Origin of the sequence: Prochlorococcus marinus str. MIT 1013 (assembly GCF_027359395.1) — a bacterium.
In the GTDB taxonomy this organism is placed as follows: domain Bacteria; phylum Cyanobacteriota; class Cyanobacteriia; order PCC-6307; family Cyanobiaceae; genus Prochlorococcus_B; species Prochlorococcus_B marinus_E.
Window position 1 is genome coordinate 990,560 of record NZ_CP114778.1, and the last position, 21,872, is coordinate 1,012,431.

At 32.6% G+C, this 21,872-nt stretch carries 30 protein-coding genes, 1 tRNA gene and 1 pseudogene; 16 read left to right on the top strand and 16 right to left on the bottom strand.

Annotated features, from left to right (window positions below):
• Positions 1–37: 37 nt before the first annotated feature.
• The 3 genes from O5633_RS06020 to serA are packed head-to-tail and all read right to left on the bottom strand — an operon-like array spanning position 38 to position 2,897.
• Positions 38–337 carry a 2Fe-2S iron-sulfur cluster-binding protein gene (locus tag O5633_RS06020; RefSeq protein WP_269611232.1) on the bottom strand — a complete coding sequence of 100 codons (300 nt, stop codon included), beginning with the start codon at positions 335–337 and terminating at the stop codon, positions 38–40.
• 36 nt (positions 338–373) lie between these two features.
• Entirely contained in the window at positions 374–1,306 is a 933-nt protein-coding gene (gene prmA, locus O5633_RS06025; protein ID WP_269611233.1) for a 50S ribosomal protein L11 methyltransferase, read from the bottom strand.
• Between the two features lie 4 nt (positions 1,307–1,310).
• Positions 1,311–2,897: a phosphoglycerate dehydrogenase gene (serA, locus tag O5633_RS06030; protein ID WP_269611234.1), complete on the bottom strand. Its 1,587-nt coding sequence runs from the start codon at positions 2,895–2,897 to the stop codon at positions 1,311–1,313.
• A gap of 104 nt (positions 2,898–3,001) precedes the next feature.
• On the opposite strand from serA, the gene O5633_RS06035 reads away from it, so the two are divergent.
• The 3 genes from O5633_RS06035 (at position 3,002) to O5633_RS06045 (ending at position 4,657) form a co-directional block, all read left to right on the top strand.
• Positions 3,002–3,568 carry a hypothetical protein gene (locus tag O5633_RS06035; RefSeq protein ID WP_269611235.1) on the top strand — a complete coding sequence of 189 codons (567 nt, stop codon included), beginning with the start codon at positions 3,002–3,004 and terminating at the stop codon, positions 3,566–3,568.
• Positions 3,569–3,730: 162 nt separating this feature from the next.
• Positions 3,731–4,519 carry a photosystem II S4 domain protein gene (locus O5633_RS06040; protein WP_269611236.1) on the top strand — a complete coding sequence of 263 codons (789 nt, stop codon included), beginning with the start codon at positions 3,731–3,733 and terminating at the stop codon, positions 4,517–4,519.
• Positions 4,520–4,585: 66 nt separating this feature from the next.
• Positions 4,586–4,657: transfer RNA gene (locus O5633_RS06045), tRNA-Val, on the top strand.
• A 64-nt stretch (positions 4,658–4,721) separates the two neighbouring features.
• Here the strand turns inward: O5633_RS06045 and O5633_RS06050 are convergent.
• Complete coding sequence (locus tag O5633_RS06050) at positions 4,722–4,868, bottom strand: hypothetical protein (RefSeq protein ID WP_269611237.1); 147 nt, start codon at positions 4,866–4,868, stop codon at positions 4,722–4,724.
• A gap of 292 nt (positions 4,869–5,160) precedes the next feature.
• On the opposite strand from O5633_RS06050, the gene murD reads away from it, so the two are divergent.
• From murD to O5633_RS06070, 4 genes are all read left to right on the top strand, one after another.
• Positions 5,161–6,570, top strand: a complete 1,410-nt coding sequence (murD, locus tag O5633_RS06055) for a UDP-N-acetylmuramoyl-L-alanine--D-glutamate ligase (RefSeq protein WP_269611238.1) — start codon at positions 5,161–5,163, stop codon at positions 6,568–6,570.
• Positions 6,571–6,664: 94 nt separating this feature from the next.
• Complete coding sequence (locus O5633_RS06060) at positions 6,665–6,973, top strand: MATH domain-containing protein (protein ID WP_269611239.1); 309 nt, start codon at positions 6,665–6,667, stop codon at positions 6,971–6,973.
• Positions 6,974–7,088: 115 nt separating this feature from the next.
• Positions 7,089–7,511, top strand: coding sequence for a hypothetical protein (locus O5633_RS06065; protein ID WP_269611240.1), 423 nt, complete (start codon positions 7,089–7,091; stop codon positions 7,509–7,511).
• Positions 7,512–7,558: 47 nt separating this feature from the next.
• Positions 7,559–7,804, top strand: coding sequence for a hypothetical protein (locus O5633_RS06070; RefSeq protein WP_269611241.1), 246 nt, complete (start codon positions 7,559–7,561; stop codon positions 7,802–7,804).
• Here the strand turns inward: O5633_RS06070 and O5633_RS06075 are convergent.
• The 3 genes from O5633_RS06075 to O5633_RS06085 all read right to left on the bottom strand — a co-directional run bounded on the left by O5633_RS06075 (position 7,801) and on the right by O5633_RS06085 (position 10,003).
• Positions 7,801–8,667, bottom strand: coding sequence for an EamA family transporter (locus O5633_RS06075; RefSeq protein WP_269611242.1), 867 nt, complete (start codon positions 8,665–8,667; stop codon positions 7,801–7,803). The two genes, O5633_RS06070 and O5633_RS06075, sit on opposite strands and share 4 nt — an antisense overlap.
• Positions 8,668–8,762: 95 nt before the next feature.
• The gene (locus tag O5633_RS06080; RefSeq protein WP_269611245.1) at positions 8,763–9,524 is read right to left on the bottom strand and encodes a GAF domain-containing protein; all 762 of its coding nucleotides are present in this window, start codon (positions 9,522–9,524) and stop codon (positions 8,763–8,765) included.
• 230 nt (positions 9,525–9,754) lie between these two features.
• The gene (locus tag O5633_RS06085) at positions 9,755–10,003 is read right to left on the bottom strand and encodes a hypothetical protein (RefSeq protein ID WP_269611246.1); all 249 of its coding nucleotides are present in this window, start codon (positions 10,001–10,003) and stop codon (positions 9,755–9,757) included.
• A gap of 436 nt (positions 10,004–10,439) precedes the next feature.
• On the opposite strand from O5633_RS06085, the gene O5633_RS06090 reads away from it, so the two are divergent.
• Positions 10,440–10,838, top strand: coding sequence for a DoxX family protein (locus O5633_RS06090; RefSeq protein ID WP_269611248.1), 399 nt, complete (start codon positions 10,440–10,442; stop codon positions 10,836–10,838).
• 32 nt (positions 10,839–10,870) lie between these two features.
• Here O5633_RS06090 and O5633_RS06095 read toward each other — a convergent pair whose 3' ends face one another.
• The gene (locus O5633_RS06095) at positions 10,871–11,239 is read right to left on the bottom strand and encodes an OsmC family protein (protein WP_269611249.1); all 369 of its coding nucleotides are present in this window, start codon (positions 11,237–11,239) and stop codon (positions 10,871–10,873) included.
• A 209-nt stretch (positions 11,240–11,448) separates the two neighbouring features.
• On the opposite strand from O5633_RS06095, the gene O5633_RS06100 reads away from it, so the two are divergent.
• Positions 11,449–11,820, top strand: a complete 372-nt coding sequence (locus tag O5633_RS06100; protein ID WP_269611251.1) for a hypothetical protein — start codon at positions 11,449–11,451, stop codon at positions 11,818–11,820.
• 68 nt (positions 11,821–11,888) lie between these two features.
• Positions 11,889–12,083, top strand: a complete 195-nt coding sequence (locus O5633_RS06105) for a hypothetical protein (protein ID WP_269611253.1) — start codon at positions 11,889–11,891, stop codon at positions 12,081–12,083.
• 99 nt (positions 12,084–12,182) lie between these two features.
• Here O5633_RS06105 and O5633_RS06110 read toward each other — a convergent pair whose 3' ends face one another.
• Genes O5633_RS06110 through O5633_RS06120 form a run of 3 tightly spaced genes read right to left on the bottom strand, consistent with a single transcriptional unit; the run spans position 12,183 to position 12,567 of the window.
• On the bottom strand, positions 12,183–12,329 hold the full coding sequence (locus O5633_RS06110) for a high light inducible protein (RefSeq protein WP_269611254.1): 147 nt from the start codon (positions 12,327–12,329) through the stop codon (positions 12,183–12,185).
• On the bottom strand, positions 12,329–12,448 hold the full coding sequence (locus O5633_RS06115; protein WP_269611256.1) for a high light inducible protein: 120 nt from the start codon (positions 12,446–12,448) through the stop codon (positions 12,329–12,331). Before O5633_RS06115 ends, O5633_RS06110 begins: the two co-directional genes overlap by 1 nt.
• 11 nt (positions 12,449–12,459) lie before the next feature.
• The gene (locus tag O5633_RS06120; RefSeq protein ID WP_011125327.1) at positions 12,460–12,567 is read right to left on the bottom strand and encodes a high light inducible protein; all 108 of its coding nucleotides are present in this window, start codon (positions 12,565–12,567) and stop codon (positions 12,460–12,462) included.
• 193 nt (positions 12,568–12,760) lie between these two features.
• Here O5633_RS06120 and O5633_RS06125 point away from each other — a divergent pair, with 193 nt between their 5' ends.
• Positions 12,761–13,021 (top strand): hypothetical protein, encoded by a 261-nt coding sequence (locus tag O5633_RS06125; protein ID WP_269611257.1) that lies wholly within the window; start codon positions 12,761–12,763, stop codon positions 13,019–13,021.
• A gap of 131 nt (positions 13,022–13,152) precedes the next feature.
• On the top strand, positions 13,153–13,812 hold the full coding sequence (locus tag O5633_RS06130; protein ID WP_269611258.1) for a DUF3386 domain-containing protein: 660 nt from the start codon (positions 13,153–13,155) through the stop codon (positions 13,810–13,812).
• A 367-nt stretch (positions 13,813–14,179) separates the two neighbouring features.
• Here the strand turns inward: O5633_RS06130 and O5633_RS06135 are convergent.
• Positions 14,180–14,381: pseudogene (locus O5633_RS06135) on the bottom strand (high light inducible protein).
• A gap of 876 nt (positions 14,382–15,257) precedes the next feature.
• Between O5633_RS06135 and O5633_RS06140 the strand changes: the two are divergent.
• The 3 genes from O5633_RS06140 to O5633_RS06150 all read left to right on the top strand — a co-directional run bounded on the left by O5633_RS06140 (position 15,258) and on the right by O5633_RS06150 (position 16,195).
• Positions 15,258–15,467 (top strand): hypothetical protein, encoded by a 210-nt coding sequence (locus tag O5633_RS06140; protein WP_269611259.1) that lies wholly within the window; start codon positions 15,258–15,260, stop codon positions 15,465–15,467.
• A gap of 46 nt (positions 15,468–15,513) precedes the next feature.
• Positions 15,514–15,837 (top strand): hypothetical protein, encoded by a 324-nt coding sequence (locus tag O5633_RS06145; RefSeq protein ID WP_269611260.1) that lies wholly within the window; start codon positions 15,514–15,516, stop codon positions 15,835–15,837.
• A 187-nt stretch (positions 15,838–16,024) separates the two neighbouring features.
• On the top strand, positions 16,025–16,195 hold the full coding sequence (locus tag O5633_RS06150) for a hypothetical protein (protein ID WP_269606777.1): 171 nt from the start codon (positions 16,025–16,027) through the stop codon (positions 16,193–16,195).
• 48 nt (positions 16,196–16,243) lie between these two features.
• Here O5633_RS06150 and O5633_RS06155 read toward each other — a convergent pair whose 3' ends face one another.
• The 4 genes from O5633_RS06155 to O5633_RS06170 all read right to left on the bottom strand — a co-directional run bounded on the left by O5633_RS06155 (position 16,244) and on the right by O5633_RS06170 (position 19,980).
• Positions 16,244–16,450, bottom strand: coding sequence for a hypothetical protein (locus tag O5633_RS06155; protein WP_269611261.1), 207 nt, complete (start codon positions 16,448–16,450; stop codon positions 16,244–16,246).
• Positions 16,451–16,791: 341 nt separating this feature from the next.
• Positions 16,792–16,959 (bottom strand): hypothetical protein, encoded by a 168-nt coding sequence (locus O5633_RS06160; RefSeq protein ID WP_269611262.1) that lies wholly within the window; start codon positions 16,957–16,959, stop codon positions 16,792–16,794.
• Positions 16,960–17,552: 593 nt separating this feature from the next.
• A complete protein-coding gene (locus O5633_RS06165; protein WP_269611264.1) occupies positions 17,553–19,478 on the bottom strand; it encodes an ABC-F family ATP-binding cassette domain-containing protein in 1,926 nt (641 codons plus the stop codon).
• Positions 19,479–19,770: 292 nt separating this feature from the next.
• Positions 19,771–19,980, bottom strand: coding sequence for a hypothetical protein (locus tag O5633_RS06170; protein ID WP_269611266.1), 210 nt, complete (start codon positions 19,978–19,980; stop codon positions 19,771–19,773).
• 83 nt (positions 19,981–20,063) lie between these two features.
• Here O5633_RS06170 and O5633_RS06175 point away from each other — a divergent pair, with 83 nt between their 5' ends.
• Positions 20,064–20,471, top strand: coding sequence for a DUF805 domain-containing protein (locus O5633_RS06175; protein WP_269611268.1), 408 nt, complete (start codon positions 20,064–20,066; stop codon positions 20,469–20,471).
• Positions 20,472–21,872: the final 1,401 nt, after the last annotated feature.

The window sequence follows — 21,872 nt, forward strand, 5'->3', positions numbered from 1 at the left end:
GCAAGCAAAACGATTCAAATATCTGAAAAAATTTATATCAATACAATTCTTCTTCAGCATGGGTTCTGATTGTGCAATCTGAAGTCGGATATGCCACACAAATCAAAACATAACCTTTTTTAATCTGATCATCGTCCAAAAAACTTTGATCCTGTTGGTCAACCTCTCCTTTTTCTAATTTAGCAACGCAAGTTGAACAAGCTCCCGAGCGACAGGAGAAAGGAAGCTCTATATTTTGTTCACATGCAGCATCAAGAATATATTTGTCATCAGGGATATCAATAATTTCTTTAAGACCACTTAATTCATTAATAAAAGTAATCTTAAAAGATGTCATGAAGGTTTTTAATCTGAAAATTTAGAATTTATTTAATCAAGGTAGATCCAGAGTCAATACCATTAAGGCCCAGTGATCCTTTATTTTGATTTCAAGAATTTGCCAACCAAGTGGTAAAAAGAATTCTTGAAGTTCTTCAATTTGCTCAACTAATAAACCAGACAAAATTACTTTCCCTTTATGAGCAATAATTTTTTCGAAACCTGGTCCTATTAATTTTATTACAGGTGCAAGAATATTGCAGAGCACCAAATCAATTTTTTTTTTCGGCATATTCGCCTCAACTTCTTCAATAGAACCAAGAAAAACATTTAAGAGAGTTTGAGGAAAATCATTTAAGGCAGAATTAATTTTAGTGGCTGATATCGCTAAAGAATCAATATCAACTGAGAAAGTACTCTTTGCTCCTAATTTCAATGCAGTCAAAGATAGTATTCCGCTTCCACAACCTATATCAGCAATTACTTGCCCTATTGGAGGATCATCATCCAAGGCTTCAATGCATAGCCTAGTAGAAGGATGGCTACCAGTTCCAAAAGAAATTCCAGGATCTAAACGAATAATTTTTCGTTTTAAAAATTTTTCAGGAACGTCTAACCACGCCGGTAAAATCAAAATGGATCTTCCTACTGGATCAGGTTTCCAATTTTTTTTCCAACTTAAGCTCCAATCCTCATCTTTTACTTGAATCCATTTGCAAGGAGGCAATGTAAAGTCAAAAGTTTTTGCCAACGCGATTAATGACTGTACTAGGGTTTCTTGCTCTCTAACTGACCACTCATTCAACGTAAGCCATACAAATAAGGTTTGAGTGGTGTTTTTCTTTGGATCATGCTCAAAAGAAAATCTATGAATTTCTAAATTACTCAAAAGCCAATAAAAAGAATCTTCTAGATCAACTGGAAATTCCTGCTCCAATCTCAACCAAAGCTGCTGGAAGTTTTGCAAATCTATAGTTTTTTCAACCAACAATTTATAAAGTTACAGAATGAGCTTCGTTTATTCCTTGCATTGAAAGAATTGAGCCTAACAATTCAGATGGGATAGGATCATCGATACTTAAGACCATAACTGCCTCACCTCTTACAATCCTTCTTCCTACTTGCATTGAAGCGATATTAACATTGTGTTTTCCAAGAAGTGAACCTATCTGACCAATGATTCCAGGCATATCCCTATGCCTGGTAAAAAGCATATGCCTACTTGGCACAAAATTTATCGGGTACTCATCAATACTTGTAATACCAAGATCGCCATCCCCAAAAACAGTTCCAGAGACGCTATGTCCACCTTTGTCGCTAAAGCTATCCAACTGCAAAGAGCCTCTAGAAAACTCCGGGCTCAACTCATCCTTAATTTCTACGACATCAATACCACGTCCTCTCGCTTCCAATGAAGCGTTTACATAATTAATTTTATCTCCCAATGCGCTGGTGAGTAATCCCTTCAAAGTTGCAATAACAAGAGGTTGAGATGGATGTTGAGCGAATTCTCCTTGCAAACGAACTTCTAATTTTTGAATCTGTCCCCCTGAAATTTGACTAACTAATAATCCTAATGTCTCTGCAAGTTTTAAATGTGGTTTAAGACTATCCATTATCTCTGCGCTCAATCCTGGAATATTTACGGCGCTGCGTGCTGGCAAACCTAAAAGAACATCTCTAATTTGTTCTGCAACATCAATAGCCACATTTTGTTGAGCTTCAACAGTTGAAGCCCCTAGATGAGGAGTAAGTACCAAGCCTTTTTTTACAGAACGTAGAGGTGAATTTTCAGCCAATGGTTCTTTTGCATAAACATCGATTGCAGCACCTTGAATCACATTTTCCTCTAATGCATGAGCTAAATCATTTTCATTAATAATCCCGCCCCTTGCACAATTAACCAATCTCGCAGTTGGTTTCATTTTTTTTAGTAGGTCAATATCAACTAAATTCTCTGTTTCAGGGGTCCTTGGAAGATGAAGGGTTACATAATCAGATTCTTTAAACAACTCATCAAGATCACTTAATCGAACCTGCATTTGCTGAGCTCTTTCAGTTGAAACAAAAGGATCAAATCCAATGACTTCCATGCCCATCGCATTAGCAACTTTTGCAACGTGAGATCCAATCTTACCAAGTCCAACTACTCCTAAAGTTTTCTTATAAAGCTCATTTCCTACATATTTCTTCCGATCCCAACCTCCAGCAAACATACTTGAATGAGCTTGAGGAATATTTCTAGATAATGCAAGGATCATTGCCAAAGCATGCTCAGCTGCAGCGATCGTATTCCCACCAGGCGAATTAACTACTAAGACTCCCTTTCTAGTAGCAGATAGCACATCAACATTATCTACGCCAACTCCTGCTCTCCCAATGATTCTCAATTTCTTTGCCTCAGAAATTACATCCGAGGTAACTTGAGTCCCTGAACGGATCATTAATCCGTCATAATCACAAATTATATTCTTTAACTCATCTATAGAAAGACCTACTTTTTGGTCAACCTGAGCAACCTGAGTAAGAATATCTATACCTGCTTGATCAATCGGATCAGAAACAAGAACTTTCGTCATTAAAGGCGATAAACGTGCCGTTCTGAACTTTAGTGATCTATTTGCCGCTGACCAGAATTATGTTGAGCAGGATTGAATATCCAAACATTTCGAGGAGCTAATTAGTGTCCATACACGTCATCATCCTAAAGGAAAAGAAACCAGCAAAAGAGTTGCTACTCGAATTGAGAAAAGCTCAAACACCTATCCTTAATTGCGATCTTGTAGAACCATTGGATAATAAATCGGACCATGAGAATTCAAATTTAGATACATCTGAAGAAGTATTTGCTAATCAATCAAATTTTAATAATATCAAGCTTTTGAATCCAGCTCTTGCTCGAAAGGATCGCCAAAAAACTTTAGCGACATGGTTAATACCCTTTGGTTTTATCGCAGGTCTAAGCTTTTCTCAAATGACCGATCTAAAGACATTTGCAGATATGGGATTTCCAAATCAATTAGAGAAGCTTTTAGGTGGCCTCGTTGGAATGATTTCAGGAGCGCTGGGAAGTTTTTTTTCGGCTGGAGGCATTAGCCAAGAAATAGTTGATGATTTGAGAGCTATTCGAAAAAAAAGTGAAGAAGGTTTTTGGCTGTTAATTCTAGAATTACCAATAGGAATAGAAGCACCTTGGGCACTGCTAAAAGGAATAGAAAGCCTAGAAATAATAACCCTAAGCAAAGAATAGTACTAAGTTAAATAATATTTTAAAAAAGTGACTATAAATATTAATATTAATAGTTTTGATCCAAGATTATATATTATATTTGTCTAAATATATAAGAAAAAAGAAAAAAGAAAAATGGTTTAAACTATTTATGTATAAAATGAGAAAATTCTATCTCTTTTTATGCATCTTCCAAAAGAAAAGATTCTATTTAAAAGTCCTTTTCGTAAAGAGTTAGAAAGCTTACTTCATTTCGCTGAAAAGGCTCTCAACAATAGAGAAGCCATATGGACTCCTTTTGTTTCATCACAATTAATAGAAGAAGTTAAAAATAAATTTGATAATTTAAACGATATAAGTCTTCTTTTCGAGGGAGGATTCCCGCGCGCGGAACGTAGAAAAATATGTTTCCTAAGATCAGAAGAAGAGATTAACTCTCACTCTATCGATATTCCCATAAAAGGTATTTATATTAAAGGTAATTTCCTCTTTGATAGAGCCAAACAAAATGATTTTAGAGATGTCTTATATGCACTTCATGCGCAAGAAGATGAAATTGGAGACATTTGGTTAATAAGAGATAGAGGAGCTCAAGCTATTTGCTCCAAAAAATGTGCTGATTCATTAAATCAAAAGAATGGAAACCTAAGAGAAGTTGAAATATCAATCCAGGCATTAGACATTAGCGAGATGGAGATCCCTTTTAATAGGCCAGAGAAAGTAATCAATACGGTTGAGGCATCTACCAGGATTGACGCAATAGCTTCTGCAGGTTTTGGATTATCAAGGTCAAAAATAAACACACAAATCAAGAAAGGATTGTTGCGACTTAACTGGGCTTTGAATGATCAGCCCAGCAAATCCGTAAATATTGGAGACCATATTCATTTGGAGAAAAAAGGTTCACTTAAAATTTTAAATATCGACAAAACGAAAAAAGAGCGTTGGAGAATCAAATTACTAAGGCAATGATTATTAGGTCCTATTGCCTGCTAACTTCATTGAGGACCTAAAGTTCAGTTTTAAAGTGACTTACAAGGGCGATTAGCTCAGAGGTAGAGCACTACCTTGACACGGTAGGAGTCACTGGTTCGATTCCAGTATCGCCCATTTACCAACATTGGATGGCGAAGACATTTCTAGTGAAAAGTAATAAAGAAAGTTTTTAAACTCTTTACTTATCAAACATTTGATGAAGTTTAATCCATGTAATTTCACTCTCGTTCTGATCTACCAAACCATTTAGAGAATACTCAACATTCGTTGGCTCTTGAATTTCTTTTTGTTTTAAAATTTCAATACCCTGAATTTTTGCAGCCATTAAAAAGAAGAATATGCATTAGTATCAAAACAACATCTAAAGAATAAAGCTATAGGTATTAACGTTTTTTTAATCTTATTAAAATCAATTCAAAAATTTCAACTTTTATCTTAAAAGGGAAGAGATTCAAGAACTGTTGCATAAAAAATCTTTATTTAAAAATCAAAACAATACTAATATAAAAAAATTTTATATTAGAGAGTAGTTAAAATTGGATGCACTCAAATTCGTTCTAAGTAAACTTTGCTCCCAACCCACGAGAAAAGCTATTTAAATTAAAATCTAAATTAAATTGTCAAAACAAAAAAAATCAAATCAAATACATATTGTACTTGGACTAGGCAGCTCAGGAATAAGTGCAGCAAAACTACTTAAATCAGAGGGAAAGAACGTTTTAGTATTAGAGAATAATTCTAATAAGAAACTAATAAATATATCTAATCAATTAAAATCAGAAGGAATTAAAGTTATCTTACTTGGTAAACCCCTTCATATTAATAATTTCACGCCATGGATAGAAAGAATTTGTTCTATTACTGTAAGTCCAGGAATAGATTGGGAGCATATAGCTCTAAAAGAATTAAGATATAAAAAAATCAATACTCAGGGTGAAGTAGAATTAGCTTGGGAAAGATTAAATCATATCCCATCTATTGGTATAACTGGAACTAATGGTAAAACAACCGTCACAAATATGCTTAACCATATTCTTAAATTAAATAATTTAATTACTGACATGGGAGGAAATATTGGGAAGGCATTATCCAAAATTGCTTTAGAAAGTATGCAAAATAATTACCAAGAGTTAAACTGGTTAATAATAGAATTAAGTAGTTATCAAATTGAGAGTTCACCAAAAGTAGCACCAACTATAGGTATCTGGACAACATTTACACCTGATCATTTAGAAAGACATAATGATATAGAAACTTACTTCAAAATAAAGCGTAGTTTACTAGAGAAATCATCCATTCGAATTTATAATTCTGATGATCAATATTTATTCAGTAAAAGAAAAGAATTACCTAAAGGTATATGGGTTGGAACAAATCAACAGTCCTTCTATTCTCAACATCCAAAATTCTGGATCGATCAAAAAGGTTATATATTTGAAGACCAAAAACAACTATTTCACAGTACTGTACTTAAGATACCTGGTAAACATAATTTGCAAAACCTCTTGCTCGTAACAGCAGCAGCAAGAGAAATAGGTCTTGACCATTCTTCAATAGCTGCATCTATAAATTCATTTAAATCAATCCCCCATAGATTGGAGTACTTAGGAAAGGTAAACAATTTAAGTTTTTTTAACGATAGTAAAGCCACTAATTTCGACTCTTCACTAAGTGGTTTAGAATCTATCCCTCATCCAATAATTTTAATAGCTGGTGGCATACAAAAAAAAGGAGATTATCTGCCGTGGATGAAACAAATAAAGCAATCTACTAATGGGATAGTTTTATTTGGACTTAGTGCAAACAGCCTAAGGGAAGCATTATTAATGTCTTCTTATACAGGAGAAATAATTGTCAAACAAAATCTAGAGGAAGCGACAATAGCATCTATTGATATAGCAAGAAAAACAAATTCAAACAACATACTACTATCTCCAGCCTGTGCCAGTTTTGATCAATACCAAAATTACGAGGAAAGAGGAGATCATTTCAAAAAACTAGTTAAAAAATATAGAGATAGCAAATGATCTACTTTTAAAAAACGAATTAGATTTGGTCGGGGATCCACCCTTGGAGTTATTTTTACGCATGATAATTTATTAAAAGATTCTTAGATGTAAATTGAATAACAACCAATTCTCACACAGCGCTATCAGTCATAAGAAATTAAATGACTATTTAATCAAAGCCAAAAAAGATATTTCTTCAATTAATACCTCTGAAAATAATCAAATCAAGGAAAATCAAGAATTCAATGATTTAATAAAAACATGGACAGAAACAAGTCAAAAAATATTATTTATGATGAATAAGGAGCAGGAAATTTTAACTGAAAATAAAAATCCTAAATCTCTTATGGCCTTTGGGGCTATGGGGGTACATATAAATATGGCATTACAAGCACTCAAAGCAACAGAATCTGATAAATGAAGGTTAAATATTAGAAAGTTTATTACATAAGAAATTTAAAGAGTTAAATCTACTTTTTAAAAAATATAATAGGTATTAAATCCTTTTTAAAAAAGGGTTATACATCTATCTTATTTTGTCCGAACAAAACCAAAATCCACTTGTTCTCGTTCCAGAGTCAACAGCTAAATCGATGAAGTCGATATCAGGCAACAGTAAAGGATCGGTTGATGATTTGATTTATTGTCACCTTTATGGCGTTGTAGGTGATTGGTACCTTTCGGAAATATCAGAAGACAGGGAAAAAGCCTTTGGATTTCAAATAATAAATTCTGAACCTGTTTGGGAAATGGATAATTGGTTAACTAATTCCAGTAAATGGGGAGAAATTCCGATAAAAGTACTGCAGGAACTTGTTAATGAGAAATTTTTAAAAGAGAAAGATATTCGTTTCTTGATTACAAGAGATTTATTTTGGGAACCTATCAAGTTTTCAGCAATTAATATTGATCAAAATACTCTTTTCTATCCGGGAACAACTGATAGAACTTTATCTTGAATATATGAAAGACTGAATCTCACCTACCTAAATAATTTCTAATTAAAATGAAAGAAATAGACCCAAAAAGCGATCCTCTTTATTTATTAACAAAAGCTGTTGAGCAAGGTGATCCTGAAGTTTCTAAAAAAGTCAAAGATCGTCTTGATAAATCAGATGACCCTTCAGAAATGAGATATTTGGAAGGATTGCTCATACTACTAGGTGAAACGCCTGGAGAACTAGAAGATCCACCCGACGTCGAAGATGATCCAGATGAATATTGGCAAGAAAATGATTACTTTGAAGTCTAGATCAAAGCAATAGCAACTCCAATAAAAGATAAAAAAGAATAAAAAATTGTTAATTTATTTATTACATCTCCCTCTCTCTTTGAAATAAAAAGTGCAAAAATAGGAGAAAGACTTAATAATGTCCAACCAATACCAATGGGTAAAAATTTAAAAACTATCTGTTGAAATAATATTCCACAATTAGTACCAAGTAAGGTTGATAAAATTAAACTTAAATGATTTTTTTTAGTTATTGATCGATTTCCAAGGAGATCCAAGAAATCTTTTTTAAATATTAAAAATAAAAATATTGTTGCAGCTAGAAGTCTAATTTCAGTTGTTTGTATAGGGGTTAATGTGGAGCTGATTAAAATTACTCTTGACATTAAAGCTGCCAAAACAGCACAAAAGACCGAACCCAATGCGCAGAGGATCCCAAGAATATTTATTTTTCTAGAGTCCTCTTTTTGAAATGTATTTTGACGTACAATCATCAATAAAGAAAAAGAGACAATCAAAGACCCAATCCATACTTTTTGAGGATATATCTCATTGATACTCAAGGTTCCTAAAGTAGTTGCAATTATTGGCGTTAAAGCTTCAAATGAAAGAGTTTTTCTAGTCCCTATTATTTTTAAAGACTTTATATATAAAGTATCACCTATAGAAATACCGACTATTCCACTTATCATCAATACAAATATAGAAAATACATCAGAAAACCAACTTATCGTAAAAGCAACTGGTAAAAAGAAGATTGAAGCAAGAACATTTTTATAAATGTTGATTTGCCTAGGTAACAAGTTTTCAGATTCTCTACGCCAAATAGAACACGCAAAAGTCCAAGCTAATACTGCAGAGATTGCCGCAAAAGAACCAATCATATTTCGAAATTTTTTGATAAATAAATTTAAAAGAATTCAATATTCATAAAAAGTTTAGGAAGAAACTAACTCACATAAATTTATTTTCTAGGAAACTAACTGCTTTTTTTGCATTCTGGCTTGTTTTTTTTACTGTTTAAATTAAGCTTGTCATCACTCCAAACTTCTAGTACATCAGGGAAGTGCTTCTCCATACATAAATCGCAAATCCCATGACTAAAACGAATATCTGCGATTTTTGAAAGGTATTTTTCTAAATGCTGCCACTCACCATCCGAATCCCTGACCTCTTTGCAATATGAACATGTCGTTAAAATACCTTCCGTGTTATGCATATGTGTAAGAGCATCAAGAAGACGAATAGATCTTTTACGAAGTTCCAATAAGGTTACAACCTGTCTAGATAATGCCTCCATAACTTGATGCTGTTGATCAGACAAATAACCCGGCTTTCTATCAATCACGCAGAGAGTTCCTATTCTCTGATCATTTGGGGTTTGCAATGGAAACCCAGCATACAAACGAATTTTTGGTTCCTCAACCACCAAAGGATTTGATTTAAATCGCTCATCTAACAGGGCATCCTCAATAATCAAAGGTTCTGGACTAGCAATTGCATGAGCACAAAAAGAAACGTCCCTTGATGTTTCTTTCGTCTCAAACCCACACATTGATTTAAACCATTGTCTATCTGTATCAACCAAACTCATTAAAGAAATAGGGGTCCCACAAGTTAAAGAAGCAATTTTCGTTATGTCGTCATAACATTGCTCAGGTTGAGTACCTAAAATCCTGTATTCAGCAAGAGCTCTTAATCGCTCTTCTTCATTACTTATTTTTGGGGCACCAAAACCCAAAACAATTCCTTATTAATTAATATAAGAATAGATAGTGCCGAGTAATAAAAAAGCATCTCTTCTCAATAATAAATAATTAAGTTTTTCTAAGAAATACTTCCAAAACATTAAGAAAAGCCCGATATATAAAATATGAACTCAAAAAAGAACTAACGCTAGAAGATCTACTAAAAGTAGCTCTGTGAGTGTTTTCTTTTTAAAGTAAATTGAAAAAACTTAAAAATTTTTATTCAAAAGGTCTTCGTAGACCTGATTTTAAAACTACTTTTAGTTATCAAAGCATCATCACTAATATCTAATCCTTTGGCGCTAGAGATCTGACCTTTCAGTCCCTCTGATTGAAGTTGATCAATCATCTGTTGAATAACCTGAGTTTCTACTAATTGCTGATCAATCATCTCTGGAGTCATTTTCTCAAATAATTTACCTGCTTTAGAGGCAACCACATCTGATGAATTAGTAATTTCGAGAAGAATCATAATTAAATAAACTTAGATAAATTGAAATCAAATTCAATCTATTTACAATTTAATATTATATAAATTCATCACTAATCTAATATTAAAGAATTATGGAAATACAAGTCAAGTAAGCATCAATATAAAAATTTGAATTATAGCCAGGCATATAAAGATCCAAAGCAATATCATCCCTATTTTATTATGAAACGATCCCTTCTTATAAAATGATGGTCCTGAGTCCCAATCCCTTCTCATTATCAAAAGTAAAATAATCTAAAAATAACATAGCAATATATTTTATTTGCTCACAAAAAAGCAATACAATTTAAAATTATAATTCTAAAAAATATCTAGAAAAATCCACAAAAATAAATTATTTGTTACATAATAATAATGTAATGAAATCTAAAATATTAGAATCTAAGATTATTTTTTCACCCCTTATATTGATTCAATGAATTTTGAACAAACAAAAAATTTAATTGGAAGAATATTTATTTCAGCTATATTTATTTATTCAATCCCTGGAAAAATAATAAATTTCGAGCGGACTGTTGAAGTTATCTCAAATAAAAATATACCTGCTACTTTAGCTCCATTCCTATTAGTTTTGGCCATTATTTGCTTAATCTTCGGCTCAATACTTTTTATCTCAGGATTTAAGCAAAGATTAGGTGTATATCTTCTACTAATATTTATAGTCCCAACAACTTTTATATTTCATTTTTTTCCTTTCCAAGTAAAAGCTGTTCTAATGAACGCTGGTCTAATTGGAGGATTAATTTTAGGTCTAAATCATGTAAAAAGTAAGTCTCTTAAAGAACTTTTTAATAATCAAACAATTAAAGAATAATCAATATAGCTACTTATATTTTAAATATTTGTTTAATGCCAATTCAATTTAATATCCACAGAGCACTCAAGATTAAGCTTAACAGGACAGTCTTCAGCTGTTCTTTGAAGAATTTTATACTTTTCAGCATCTAATTCAGATGGCATAAAAATTTCTAGCGCAAGAGTCTTTATTTGCCTAGGACCCTCTGATGTCATTGTTTTATAAACATCAATTTTAATCTTACCAAGTTCCCACCCTCTACGTTTTGCCTCAATACCCATAATTGTTATTACACAAGTTCCCAACGAAGAAGCTAATAAATCAGTTGGAGCAAAATCTTTTCCTTCTCCGTCATGATCTTTGGGTGCATCAGTATGGATAACACACCCCGAGAGAGAATGTTTTGCTTCAGTGTGCAAATCCCCAAGATATGTACAACTTATTTTCGTAGAATTGGAATTAGTATCTTTTGAGTGTTTGATTTGGCGAACCTATTGAATGAATTTATTTTACCGAATTTTCACTCTAATCAAGTATTCAAAAAGTTCCTTTTATTAAATAAAAACGAATTATAATCAAAAATAATAATATTATCTTCACAGAAAAATTTCTCTTATAATCAAAACAAATGATTTTTATTTCATTTTTTCTTAGTTTACTTATTACTCTTAATCCTTCTTCAATTTTTAATTGTGATGGAGATAAATTAACTGCGGTCATCAGGAATAATTTAAATGGAGATTTCGCAATAACTAATGATCTTGAAAATATTGATAAAGGAGCATTTATAGTTCTTAATTGGCGCGATATCAATCTGATGCTCCCAGTATCTTTTAAGGTCGGTGACATTTCGTTCACGGACAAAAAATGGTTGTGGAGTTATCAGGATGAGAAAAATGGATTAAGAATGGATGATCCCAGATTTGCTCAACTTTTGCCTAATGGAGAAATTCAAGAATTTTCATGTCAAGCTATTTACACGGACAATAGGGTTTCATAAAGAAAGTGTTAAGCAGGAAATATTCAAGACATGGTATAGCTAGGTATGGGGTAGTCGAAAAAACTTACATGACTGTCTCAAGATCAAAGAGATTTGTATTTATAGATACGAAGCAAAATGTAAGCAAACAACAAGTTTTTATTTTTGGATCAATAATTGCTAGTGGTTGCCTGAGTGGTGCATTTTTAATCGCTTTCTATATTGAATATCTTCATAATCCAGCTTTTCACAGCTTTGTTCAATCAAGTGGAATATTCCTTTGAATTTTGAGTTCATTGATATTAGATAAACCTTCTAAAAAACCAAAAAATTGCCAAACATCAATTAGAAGGTTCGGCAATTTTTTGAAAACTTTTTATCGGCTACACAAAACCGGGGATGATTTGACCTGTTGTTGAATATGCTCCAACCAACGCAATACAACCAAATAATGCTGCATAGCCATTAAGCCTTTCTGCGGTTACCTTCTCAGGATCAATGTTTCTTGTATTGTTGTTTTGAGTAGACATTACACAACACCAGGGATTAGTTGGCCAGTTGTTAGGTAGATACCTGTAAGAAATACGAAAGCCATCATTGCTGGCCTTCCGATACTTCTTTCTAGAATTGTTTTGTTAGAAGGTTGCATAATTAAAAAATTTAGAAGATGCCAGGGATTATTTGTCCTGTTGTTGCATATGCGCCAAAGGCTGCAACGAAGCCAAGCATTGCTGCCCAACCGTTAAACTTTTCTGCTTCAGGTGTCATTTGATAATGGATTTATTATGTAAAGGAATGTAACGTAGCTATACCTGCGGTTGATGGTGGGCAACCGAACATACTAGTAAAAATGATCAAATACATTAGAAAAATCTATATAAAAAACGAAACTTTATTCAATACCTTTTCTTTGAACCGCTTGTTAAATTCCTATAATCAAAAAATCTAATGAGAAAATAACTTGTACGACCCCTCGATTGGACAAGAATCACTCACTGCAGTTGATGTTGTAGGAGTACTTATCGGACATGCCCTTTTTGGAGTTGCCGCAACACTTTTAATTGATTGGAGTTGGATTCCCTTAAGTACTCAACAAAGAGAGAGTGGTCGATCACTAAAAGAAATCAAAAGAAGCTGGGGTTGGGATGAAAAAACTGATATCAAGGATGAGTCTCTAAGCTCAGAAAATAGAACATCATCAGTTGAAGAAAACAACGAGTAATCTTTTAATTACTAATAAAGTCAAATAATTTGCAGTGAAAAGTATAAAATCTAAAAATTTTTTGGAAGATATATTAAAATATTTAATTGACTAAAATAAGTCATAAACTGAGTTTGATTCTAACCAATGAAATGACAAGAACAGATTGTACGCATTTATTTAAGTCTGCCTATGAAAATCGCTACACATGGGAATTAGATTTTTCAGGTTATAAAGGTAGATGTTCTTGGACTGATGGCGAAAGAGAAGTAGAAGGAAGCTTTTGCGTAGGACAAGATTTAAAAGCTACTGTTAAAGAAATAGATGACGAAGAAATACACAAAGCCATTTCTTCACAACTTTGGGAAGTTGCTATTCATAGAGTCAGAAGATCATTTGAACAAACTCATGGTAAAAACACCTTTACTTTTGGAGATACAAATGAAATTGGCTCAGAAATTATAGTTGGAGGGAAAAACGAAGGTGACAAATATAGGGTCAAAAACGATGTTGTTACAATGGTTCATAGGCATATTCATGGAAATCTAATAATCATCCTCACTAAGGATGTGACTCATACTGGTAATGGCTACTTAAGCAAAAGTTATTCCAGTCAATATCTTGATCCAATTTCAAAAAAAGATTTAAAGAAAAAAAGCTTTTACAAAGATGCTTTTATACCTTTATTCAAAGGTGGGCCTTGGGTTTTATCATCTAGAACCATACATCAAGAATCATCAGAAGGCTCAATAATAAATAAACAAGTATTTTCTTTTTCGGAGTTAAAAAGTCTTGGTTCTGAGCAAGGATAGTTTACGGAAACATAGCCAGAATCATAATTTACATAAGAATATCTGCCTAGGTGAGAACAGGGGGGGGGTGGACAAATACTTCTTCAATTCGTCCCTATTCGTGTTTTTCGTGAAACACCGCAAGTATTATTTTTTGACACAGGCGTAAATGGATCAAAAGGCGTCGATGTAGTCATCCATCACAAAAATGGCATATCTCCTCATGATGATGGCAACTTTGAGCAATATTTTTAATCAATACTAGACATACAGATATAAACAATACAACATTTTGTAGTCGTATAAATATGATCTGATTAATAAATTTAATTGACAGTTGCTGATCAGAAAAATTATCAGATCAGCGATTTTTTTATTAACTTACCTTTTAGAAAAAGCCAGGGATAATTTGTCCTGTTGTTGCATATGCGCCATTAAGAGAAATTATACCAATCATTGCCCAACGTCCATTTGTTTTTTTCAGCTTCATTTGGATAGCTCGTATAGTTTTCTACTAATTGTGGAGGAGTTTCACGAGCAAATATGTTTTGCTTACCATATTCAGTAATTACATTAGAAGAAGATGTCATGTGCTAATTACCAACTAGCCCCTTAAGTAAATACTTTATTAAGGAATCTAAAGATACGGTTGTGTTCGGCTTGCACACTTTCGAAGCAAAACAAGAGATAAAGCTATGCCCAAACAGCAAATTCTGACTGCAAAAAAGACTTTAGAAAGAAAAACGAACTAGCAATAATAGCAATCGTCCACAAGACATACTGCCTAGTGCGACACTGATGTGTCACACCTAAAAACCTCGCAGCGAGTGGTTAGCTGTCATGAACCTTCTAAAATTGTGAATTGATAGCTATCCCGAGTTAAATAGGCCATCCCATCTCCATCAAAGCTAGAAATAAAAATTCAAATTCCCAGCAATGCAAGAAATCCTGAGGCAAAAACCAGTAATTTACGTAAAGATATCCTCAGGAAACCTGCTCAATGCTTCTCAAGCTCAAACAAGAATTTATTGTTTAGCTGCTTTTTTTAGTGTTTTTGAAGTCCTATTATTCTTTTTAGCCAGATCAGCCTTGCTTGGATTAGGAATACTGAACTGAGTTAGTAATTTCATGAAAATCTTGAGAAATCAAAAAATATTCAAAACTTATAGATAACTAATCATTATCAACTTGAAACTCTTTCAATGAGTCTCCATAATAACTCATAGCCAATTGAAGCAAAACCCAATTCACAGCTCTAGACATAGTGATCTCGAAATGAATTCAACTTAAAGATGGCTTATGATTCAAAGCTTTGCCATGAGTAATTATTATTTTTAAAGGATTTAAAAAACCCGTCTCTATTTAAGAATCAAATTAGTCATCAATCTTAGTTCTAAGCACAAGTAACGATAAGTAATTATTCATAGCATTTATGCATTTTAAATATAAACTTTGCTCATAAAGCAATGAAAAGGTATTGCATGGTTTTCCTATCGAATCCTCAGGTGTGGCACTTACCTGGCACTTGGTCAGAACAACCTATTGATGGTCCTTACTTAGGGATGACCTCAAGCCAATTAAGTTGGGTGGCTGCCTCGATTTTGGTAACTCTATTGATAGCTTTTAGTGTTTACATCCTTGAGACGAGCAACTCAAAGCGTAAAAGAAGTTCTTAGTATAGTTTGATTAATTAAAATCGACTTACTGGGTAAGTGATATTTCATGACTTATTTTATTTTATATTTTTTTGGGATAGCTTCAATTTGGTGGGTTTATCGTGTTGGATGGACTGAAGCTCTAAAAACCATTCTCAGTGTTTTAATTCCTTCTTTATTAATTATTCTTTTTAATGTCAAAGCAGGAAGACTATTATTCAAAAATCCTGCAGTTGGGATAATAAGTGTTCTTCCTACCGCAATTTTTATTTATCGAGGATCAAAGCCTCTCGTCTTTGGACTTAATAATTGGATAGATAGGAAAAGAAATGAATTTGTTGATTCAAAAGAAGTGGTTGATGCCGAAGTTGTTTCTAAAGAGGAAGCATAAATTTTGAATTTAACAACTTAGTCATAGCTAGAGGTTTGAAGAGAAGAAAACCCTCAACCCTTTTATATAGATCTCTTTCCCATTGAAGAAAATTGGATTATATTTTGAATTTCGAAAAAATTAGGAGTTTCTTTATTCTTTTATTAGTTATATTTGTTGAACGCTTTGGATAAATGGCAATAATAAAGTGATTAATAATTCAACCATGACAGATAACGAGCCAAAGTGGGATTACACCACCAAAGAAGGAAATTTTGCTGCTGGAGCGGCCGTTGTTGGAGGGAATTTACTAGTTCTTATTATTTACATTCTCTATAGAACGGTTCCCTCTGTTCACCATTTCATCATAGGGAGATAACTCAAGCGTTACCTGGAGAACAACTTTAATTATTGGAGAACAGAATTCTCAGTATCTTAGGTTAGTTGTTGATTGCGTCCAGATGAATGCCAATAAAAAAGCCATTCCAATTAAAGGGAGAAGGGTTTTAATTAACCCAACTAGAACCAAAACCCCTATCCCGGCAGAGCTATAAATTGCCCATTTCGGAACATATCTACCTGCTCTGCTCCCTTTATTACTTGAAGGGGGAATTACTTCTGGATCAATAACCATTTTCAACTGAAAGATAATCTAACTTTTATCAGAATAAATTCATTCAAAAGGAAAACAAGCACCTAATGGATACTGTAATCATGAGAATTTGTTGTCAACCATATCCTTATATCTAAGTTTAATGAAGCATCTATGTATTTTTAGTTTCTTCGAATAATCCAGAAAAAGTCCATGCTATTAATGAAATAAGTCCTATTAGCAAAAAAATGATGGAAAAAGCAAATTTCCCTAAAAAAAGAATTGCAATAGCTATTGTTATGAAAATCAAAGAAAAAATTAGATAAATATTTGGAGGGATTTTTTTTAGAAACTCCATAATTCATCTATTAAAAACATCTTTATTAAAAAGGAAACTCAGATGTTATCCATAAGGCAGAAATAACTTTCATAAGTAACCACATAACTAAAGCGCCCTCAAGGAAACCAAACCAATAAAGGGCGTAGTTGGATATCCCCATTTCTTTTTGAGCACGTTCAACAAATGATTTATGCCATTTAATCAACTTCACAAATAATCTGTGTACATAAAATTATTATAGCTAAAAGCGACAAATCACAAATTTTCAAGGACGATAGCATCTCTTATTCTTGTGAGGGATTTTTCTATGCCACAATTCTAAGGCTAGCGAAATAAAGACAAACATAATTTTTTTTGTCTTGTATTAATAACTACAAAAACGAGTCATTTAAAATTTATAAAAACATAACTGCACTGATTTAACTAATTCAGCTAACTTGAATAGTCATAAAAATAATACAATCTTATCCTAAAATATGGATATCTTGAGATGCATTAAATTATTAGAGGTATGAATTTATCTTGAATAATTTAATCCCCTATAAGTAAGCTTTATCTGAGGCTTTGAAGCTGAATTACAATATACGAAGATCTTCCATTGAAATACACATTGACCATAGTACAGACTCCTTGAAAGCGCTCAAGCTCCCGTCCTGTGGCTTGACTCGAACTGCGATCTACGTAGGCAGATCGAACAATTGGGTAGCAAAAACTGCAACTCCTTTATAGTATTTATACTCAAACATGTCAATAATAACGACTTGGTCTCTATCTGTTTTTCTACGCCACAAAAAAATTACGTTGTTACTTGGCTGCCTCAGATAACTCACTTAGTTCAATCCATCTATCCTCATACTCCTGAATAGATTCAATTAGCTCTGCTAATCGAAGACTGGTTTCACTAATGTCTACATCACTATCAATTATTTTTTTTTCTAAATATATTTTCTGTTTTTCTAACATAGGTAATTTTAGATCGAGTTCTTTTAATTCTCTAGCTTCTTTAAAACTTAATTTTCTCTTATTATTTTTAGGATTTGATTTTATTTCTGATCCACGCTTGTTTTGTGAATTATTAACTATCTTATCTCGTTCTTTTGTTTCATTATTTCGCTCCTGTAACATTTTTTGTTCTAGGAATCGAGAGTAATTACCTTCATATCTTCGCAAGTGACCATTCTCAAAATTAAAAATTCGATCAATTGTTCGATCAAGAAAATATCTATCATGCGATACAACTACGACACAACCTTTGAAGTCCTCAAGAAAATCTTCTAACACGCTTAGTGTTTGTATATCTAAATCATTAGTAGGTTCATCAAGCAACAATACATTGGGCGCTTGTATCAGCATTTTACAGAGGGCAAGTCTTCTTTTTTCTCCTCCTGAAAGTTTAAGTAGAGGACTATGTTGTTGACTGGGTGGAAACAGGAATTTTTCTAAGAGTTGTGATGCGGTAATTTGTTTTCCTCCATGATCTATTCGTAATGCAGATTCCTCCACGAATTCGATAACTTTGCGGCTTAAGCCACTCCCTTGATTTAAATCATTTGTATGTTGATCGAGATAGCCAATATGAACAGTTTCTCCAAGTTTTATTTCCCCACTAGTAGGCAATCTTTTACCTGCAATTAGATCTAAAAGAGTCGATTTACCACTTCCATTTGGACCAATAATACCTACTCGATCCTCTGGACTAAAGCTATAAGTGAAATCATATAAAAGATCCAAATTATTCTCTTTATCATTTAAAGAGAGTCCTACACCTTCAGCTTCAATTGCGATTTTTCCAATTCTTCTACTCAATGAATTCATTTCTAATTTAGCTTTGACATGATTTTTAGGTTTCGCTTGCATTTCGGCAATCCTTTGAATACGTGCTTTTTGTTTTGTACTTCTTGCTTTAGGACCTTGCCTTAACCAAGCTAATTCCTTTCTTAAAACACCTTGAAATTTTTTCTTTGTAGATGCCTCTGATTGTTCTTGTTCAACTTTTTGTTGAAGAAATTGACGATAATTTCCCAAATACTTGCGAGCTTCTCCATTATTGATTTCGACCATCCTAGTAGTAATGCGATCAAGCACATATCTATCGTGAGTTATCAAAACAAGAGCTCCCTCATAATGGTCTAACCAATTTTGAAGCCATTCCACTGCAGATGCATCTAGGTGATTGGTAGGTTCATCAAGAAGTAAGACGTCAGGTTTAGAGACAAGTGCAGCCGCCAGTCCTACTCTTTTGCGGTAACCACCAGAAAGATCTTTTACTGGCTTGTCTAAATCTTTTATACCTAGTCTTCTTAGAATATCTTGGCATTGCTGTTCTAAATTCCATGCCCCAGTAGCATCCATAAGTTCACTCGCCTGACCTAGTTTTTTCAAAAGACGTTCATCTTTTGGATTTTCAGCGATTTTTCTACTTAGCTTACTGAAATTAAGTAATAATTTTCTTTTTTCGCCACACCCTTCCAGAACTTCTTCCAAAATACTTTTTTCACTGTCGTACCTTGTCTCTTGCCCTACTAGAGATATCCGCAAAGATGATAAACATCTCCTTTCTCCCTCCATCAAAGGTTCAATTCCTGCAAGGACTCTCAAAAGTGTTGACTTACCAGATCCATTTGGACCAATCAAACCAAGTCTCTCCTTCTTATTTATGTGAAGATCTAAATTTCTAAAAAGATTTTTTATTCCAAAGTCTGTTGAAGCATTAACAAGACTAATCAACACAGGTTAGGTCCTCAAATCCAAAACTAAAGCTCCCTATGAAATAATACCCCTTTAGCCTCTAGATCTTATACAACTCTTGATCATAAAATTTTTAAAAGGCGCATAACTTAATTTTCATATTGAAAATTTATTGACAGGTTTTTTACATAATGAAGAGAAAGACTGGAAACCTAACACGAACTTATAAGTAAATTCTATTATTAGCTAAATAGCTAACAATTTATCCATCAACAATTAATCAACTACTGAATATTGGGTTTGGACGCAGGAATGAAAAACGTAATCAGAGAATTTAGCGAAAGAAATTACAGTACTGCTCAACTCTTGAGCTAACTCTACCAGAATCTTTTAAGCCTAATAACCTTGCTGCATCTCCACCGTTAAGTTCCACTGCATAATATCGACCACAAATATTCTTAGTTTCATAAATTCGATCATCAGAATTAACAGCCATCGGAGACATAAGTAAGAAATATAATGCCATGAGAAAAATTTGATTCATTATTATCTTTTATAAGAAGAAAAACTCATAGAGCCTTTTATGAGTAAGATCTTACATAATTGTAAATACACATGAGAATAAGTATGAATTTTTTAGAGAGAGTTCTTTCAAATTACTTTCTGGCTTGGAGTCAGATTTTTAATTACAAAGACAAAACAAGTAGAATCCCATTTTGGCACTTTTTTATACTTGATGGACTAATAGGAGCTTTAGTTTCAATATTATCTAACAACAGTTTAGTTAATGATCCAAATGATTTTTATTCAATCGCTGAAGGATATGAGTGGAGTTATATATATAGTATTCCTTCATTTCTAGTGTTTTTAGCCTTATTAGTAAGAAGACTTAGAGATATTGGTAAAGAAAACTTAGTTTTATGGACATTTTGTTCATTTATTCCCTTCTACAATCTATATATATTTTCACAGCCTTCTTCAAAACAAGAAATGAAACTTACTCAGGCGTTAGGGTCAGATGTTGAAAAAAAATAATTTAGCTCAGCTTAGTTTTTAGTTTCTTATCTATACCTTCTCAAATTCGCCTGATCAATAAACTATATGACGCTAATACGTAGCCATATTAATAGTTACCAAGTCAAAACCCTATTTATTAATTACTCATTTTTTTCAAACAATACTAGTTTAATAGGTTTAAAAACTAATTAATATAAACTCTAAACCGAATTTAACCAAGATTAATTCCTCATGAAAGATTTATATTTTTGTTATTTCCTACCACTAAAAGTGCGTGGATAAGGTACGTTAAGAGCATTAAATTTTCGAAGTTTTTTCCTACGCTTATAACGCTTATAATACAAATCAAATAATTTCGACACTCCTAACCAAGACAATATACAACCTAAAAATATTCTAGCTCCTTCAGTAGATGCAATCCAATAAATAATAGGATTAACAATAAAATTAATACTAATCAAGAGACCAATCAATAAAGCGCTAATAAGAGATGCGATAAAACCTAAGATTCTCAAGGATTTTTTTGTACGGAAATATTTCATATACATATATTAGAAATAATACTTCTCCTCTCTGTATTTTCCATTTTGCAAAGGGAGGGAGTGAGTAGATTATAATGTAGAGTAAAAGAAATTGATCAATAATTAATTTCAAATCACTCATAGTTTAGAGATTCGAAGTTTAGAAAGCGATCCAAGAAGATATTTTATATTAGCTAGATGTAACAAATGGTATTCCATCAACCTGTAAAGGAAACCAAATCAAAAGTTGTATGTCATATGCTAAAAAAGACTGACAAAGTCAAAATAGGAGATCAGTTAGCGATAAGTCAAAATATTAAGAATGGATAAAATACATACAAAAAAGAAAACTTATTCCACAAAAAATGCTATTCATTTATTAATACATCTACCTTTAGAAAAAAATTTCAATAAAATTTATGCCTTTCGATTACGCTAAGGTCTTAAACTTCAAGAGATAGTTTCTTATTAGTTAGGGCAACTCAATAGATTGGCAGAAGCTCAAAAGTGGTTTTAGCTTTTAGAGTCAGTTGAGAACAAAGGCCTCCTACACAAGATTATCTTTTAAATTTGAACTAGTGAATCCTTTATTTATTTTTTGTATCATATCATTAGTCATCAAGGAATAGACAACGCTGACTCATTAAAACAACTATCATAATAATGAACTAGTCGGTTTTAAAAGTTTTTATATCTTCAATCAATGGACGATTCATCCAAAAACATTTACAAGCTCGATTGAATTTGTTAAAAATTATCTAGTTAGAATATAACCTCTGTGTCATTACCAAACTCCGTATTTTCAATATCACTATGGTCTAAAAATTTTAAACTATTTGAATCGAACAGAAGTAAGACTATCAAATAAGACTGATTGTAAGAACAAATAATTATTACA